Raw genomic sequence first — 4,318 nt, 5'->3', positions numbered from 1 at the left:
GCCACGTCGCATAAGACACTCCTCGCAATGACGGAGCAGCAAAAAATCAAATCCCCCTAACCCCCTTTACTAGAGGGGGAAACGATTCCTGGGTAGGTATTTTCATCCTCATCTGGTGCTGCTAAGCAGCATGAATACCTATCTTCAAATTAATGTTTTCTGCTTATCCTCAATTGACACTTTCCTCTTGAGAAATATAGGTTCAAATATCCTGTCCAACCTCTTTAATTTCTACTCTTTTGCCTTTTGCTGAGGATTGATTGATGGCTTCAATCACTACTTGAACCCGATACCCATCTTGAAAGGAAGCTCCCAATGGTTCCACCGGTTTGTCGTTGACTACACAATCTAAAAAATGATGAAGAGCGTGAACATGTCCATATTCCCAACCTTGATTATGACCAGAAGGCAAATAATTTATTGGTAAGGGGTGCTCGCTATCAGTAACTAATACATTACTAAAACCCCGGATTTCAGGTGGATTAGCATCGGTAGAGTAGACTTGCAAGTGGTTTAAATCTTCAAGATCAAAAACTATACTCCCTTTGGAACCATTAATTTCCCAACCTTGGTAGTTTTTTCTTCCGGTACTTACTCCTGATGATTCAATAGTCCCAACTGCACCATTTTTAAATTCTAAAATAGCAATGGTGCATTCATCTGCAGAAATCGAGTGGGCTTTCCCCGAACTATCTTTTCGTATCTGATTATAGGTCTTCTTCAATCCACTGACTGCTGTTATCTCGCCGACTAAAAAATGTGCCATATCAAGGATATGGCTTCCAATCCCCATAAGGGTTCCCGATTGAGTTCCATGAGCGTACCACACCTTTTCAATGTGCTCAAAAGGATTGTGTCCTTGTTGTTGTAAGTATTTGGCTCGGAATTGGTATATTTTCCCCAGGATTCCCTGTTCAATCAGTTGGCGAGCCAATTGAACCGCGGGGAGAAAACGATAATTATAGCAGCACATCGTCTTGACTCCAGTTTCCCGAGCTTTCTGAGCCATTTGGAAAGCCTCTTCAAGCTTTAAAGCTAAGGGCTTTTCACATATAACATGTTTTCCGTTCTCCATAGCTACTATGGAAGGAAGATAATGACAGTCGTCTGGGGTACAGTTATCAAAAATGTCAATCTGGGGATCTTTAGCCAGTAGTTGCCAATCAAGACAATACTCCTTGTAACCAAACCGGCGTGCTGTTGCTTCAACTTTTTTTTGGTTACGACCACAGATTGCCAATAGGACCGGACGGGACACTGGATTGGAAAAACTGTAAGGAACCTTAATAAATGCATTGGAGTGAACTTGCCCCATAAAACCATATCCCAACATGCCAATTTTCACTTCCGGAATTTCCAGTTTTGAGTAATCAACCTGATAAAATCCATTTTGATTCATAGCATTCACCCATCACGCTGTTATTTTTTGTAAATACCTGATGCTCTCAGCAACAGCTTGATCTTCATTACCATAATTTGGATCTAAATAGTCAATTTCCAAGGTCAAACTTCCTTGATAATGATTCTCCTTAAAAACCTGAACCAACGCAGGAAAGTCGATAATGCCTCTTCCTGCCGGCACGCTGGCAAAAAAATACCAGTCGGCTGGATTTCCACCATATAATGGAGCGACATCTTTAATGTGGGTAGCAAATATCTTATCGATCAATTTGCGGGCAGCTTCAATTGGATTTTCTCCTATGCGAAGGGCGTTTCCAGAATCGAAAGTTACCCCAAGGTTAGAGGAACCAACTCTCTCTATGATCTCAAGTAATTCATCCGAAGTAAAATCAAAGTGGTTTTCTATGCCTATTTTTACACCATTATCTTCAAACCTAGGCATGACATCACGAAGAATTTTGGATACTTTTTCGATTTGAGGACCATGAGGTTCATGACGGAAAGCTAAACTGGAAACGACGATTCTCATCACTTGAGCGTTTAATTCCTGACATGTTCTTAAGTGCTTTTCTAAGTCTTTCGCTGCTTCAGGTTTTTTCCCACCTTCAAAACCATCAGGATGACCCCAAGCTACTACTGGGTCCAAACCAAACTCAATTATTTGATCTTTCAATTTTTTCAAAAAATCTTGGTCATTTTCTGGGAAAAAACAAGTTTCAAGGGAAACGACATCTACTCCAAGCTCATTCGATCGCTTTAAAAAGTGGTCAAAGGTTATTCTTTTACCAGGATCCTGCTGAAAATCATAGATTTCTCCAAAATACCGATGATAACAATAACTATCGATCCCAATTTTCATTGCCCTCTCCTTAACTTTGGAATATAAATTTTTTCAGCTGTCTATTGGTTACTTTTCACAACTGATACCTAGGACAAACCCTCCGTTCAACTACCATCTTTTCCTTATCTATTTTTAATCATTCCCATTTTTTTTACAACCATTTTTCGCTGAATTTCTTGTCAAAAAGGAAGATGGCCGATACAATGAATAGATAGTTATGAAGATATGATATGGGGTGGTTCAAATAGCTATTGAATTGAAGAAAATTGATGTTCTAAAAGGTCGGGGGGTACAAGATTATGCTATTATTAACGATCCTCCCTTCCCTGCTAATTGGCAGGTTTCACCTCATCGTCACTCTCAAATGGAAATTGGTTTGGTGAAATCGGAAAGTTGCACAATCCAAGTTGGTTCTGAAAGGCGCTACTTCGAAAGAGGCGATGTTTTTTTCTTTCCAGCCAGATTAGCTCATGGTTTTGCAACCGGCTCCTCACAAGGAGTTGAGATAGTCGTCGTGCAATTCACTGAATTGGAAGAATCCTTAACAAAACAATTGATGAATTTACCACCAATTGGTTTTTTTAAGCTTACCGATCTTGAGATAAGCGTTTTTCTCGATCTCTGTTACCGTCTGCAGAGAGAAATCGTAGGTTCTCTTCCCTTTGCTGAAATGCAATGCCGAGCTTTATTGGAGCAAATTATCGTCCTTCTTTTAAGAACTTCATCTCGTGGTGATCTTCCTTATTTGATTCCACAGCAACAACATGCTATTGAAAAAGCTTTGCAAATCATTCACCTTCGCAACCAGGATAATTTACGGATCGGAGAAATTGCTACCGAAGTGGGTTTTTCCTCTCAGCACTTTCGTGAACTTTTTAAACGATATGTAGGCGTCAGCCCAAAGAAATACCTCACTACCTTGAAGATACAAAGAAGTAAATGTCTTCTCCTTCATAAAGAATACTCCGTCACCGATGTGGCATACCACTTAGGATTTAGCTCGCCTCAGCAATTTTCTAAGGCTTTTCGAAAAACCATTGGCTTAAGCCCTCTTCTGTGGCGAAGGGCTTATATGCTTCAAGATGAGAGCGCATTATCGGAAAAATATTAGTAATTTATGCAAAAAGTGAATCTCAGATTTTCCTTAAGATATAAATAAAAACTCGCTCTCCTGAGCGACTGGGGTGAAAGAGAGCGAGGTAAAAATAGCACACATTTTAAATCCTTTTCTTGGCCAAACCGTCAAAAACTTCCAAATTCTTCGGCTGCATCAGTCATGGCATTTAAATTCTCAACTGGAGTTCCGGGGGCAACATTATGTCCGTCCATAATTATATATCCTGGACAATCCTTAAGAACCTCAAGGCTTTGCCGGACGTCTTCTCGAACATCAGCTGGTTTTCCGCCATGGAGTTTTACCGTATCTATTCCACCAATAAGGATAACTTTCCCACCCATTATTTCCTTGATAAGGTTCTTATTGGTAAGATAGCTAAATCCATAATAGATATCGATTCCCACCTCATTGGTCCACAAATCAATAAGGTGATCAGCTTGTCCACAATTATGAGCTATTACTTTCAAACCCTGATTATGAATACTTTCTGCCAATTTTTTTAAAGCAGGAAGAGCAAATTCTTTATATTGTTTTGGTGATAATTGAGCAGTACCATCGTCTCCAATAAAGGTAGCTCCTTCCAAATAAGAACTACAAAAAGCGACCTTTCCTCCCCCAATTTCTCTGGCAGCATTGAGCCAATCGATTGCTTTCTCTGAGATAATCGACAATAAATCCTTCACCCAATCAGGACGATCATATAAATCCATAGCAAAATTATCAGCACTTCTTAGATCTCCTGCTATAACCGTTGGACCAATAATTCCTCCACCACCCATCATCACACAATCAACAGCGGGTATAATTTTTCCGTCGGAAAAATGAATTTCATAATCCTGGGCTTGCTTTTTCATTTCCTGGTAATAAGAAATCATCTTTCCATGAAGTCGGTTATTTATATAATCAACCGAACGAAGCTGATCCAAATTGTCGTTTTTTTGCAAAAAATGAGGACGGGC

At 39.7% G+C, this 4,318-nt stretch carries 4 protein-coding genes; 1 reads left to right on the top strand and 3 read right to left on the bottom strand.

The window, feature by feature from the left end; translation table 11 throughout:
* Positions 1 to 202: 202 nt before the first annotated feature.
* Together PLK24_RS08895 and PLK24_RS08890 are read right to left on the bottom strand one after the other, a co-directional pair.
* Entirely contained in the window at positions 203 to 1,399 is a 1,197-nt protein-coding gene (locus PLK24_RS08895; RefSeq protein ID WP_324478315.1) for a Gfo/Idh/MocA family protein, read from the bottom strand.
* A gap of 12 nt (positions 1,400 to 1,411) precedes the next feature.
* Positions 1,412 to 2,260 (bottom strand): sugar phosphate isomerase/epimerase family protein, encoded by an 849-nt coding sequence (locus tag PLK24_RS08890; protein ID WP_324478314.1) that lies wholly within the window; start codon positions 2,258 to 2,260, stop codon positions 1,412 to 1,414.
* Between the two features lie 238 nt (positions 2,261 to 2,498).
* Between PLK24_RS08890 and PLK24_RS08885 the strand changes: the two genes are divergently transcribed.
* Positions 2,499 to 3,353: a helix-turn-helix domain-containing protein gene (locus tag PLK24_RS08885; RefSeq protein ID WP_324478312.1), complete on the top strand. Its 855-nt coding sequence runs from the start codon at positions 2,499 to 2,501 to the stop codon at positions 3,351 to 3,353.
* A 131-nt stretch (positions 3,354 to 3,484) separates the two neighbouring features.
* Here the strand turns inward: PLK24_RS08885 and PLK24_RS08880 are convergent.
* A partial coding sequence (locus PLK24_RS08880; protein ID WP_324478310.1) for a uroporphyrinogen decarboxylase family protein occupies positions 3,485 to 4,318 on the bottom strand: 834 nt, incomplete at its 5' end.

Origin of the sequence: Atribacter sp. (genome assembly GCF_035418125.1) — a bacterium.
Taxonomy (GTDB): Bacteria; Atribacterota; Atribacteria; order Atribacterales; family Atribacteraceae; genus Atribacter; species Atribacter allofermentans.
This window is presented reverse-complemented; position numbering and strand designations above follow the sequence as displayed.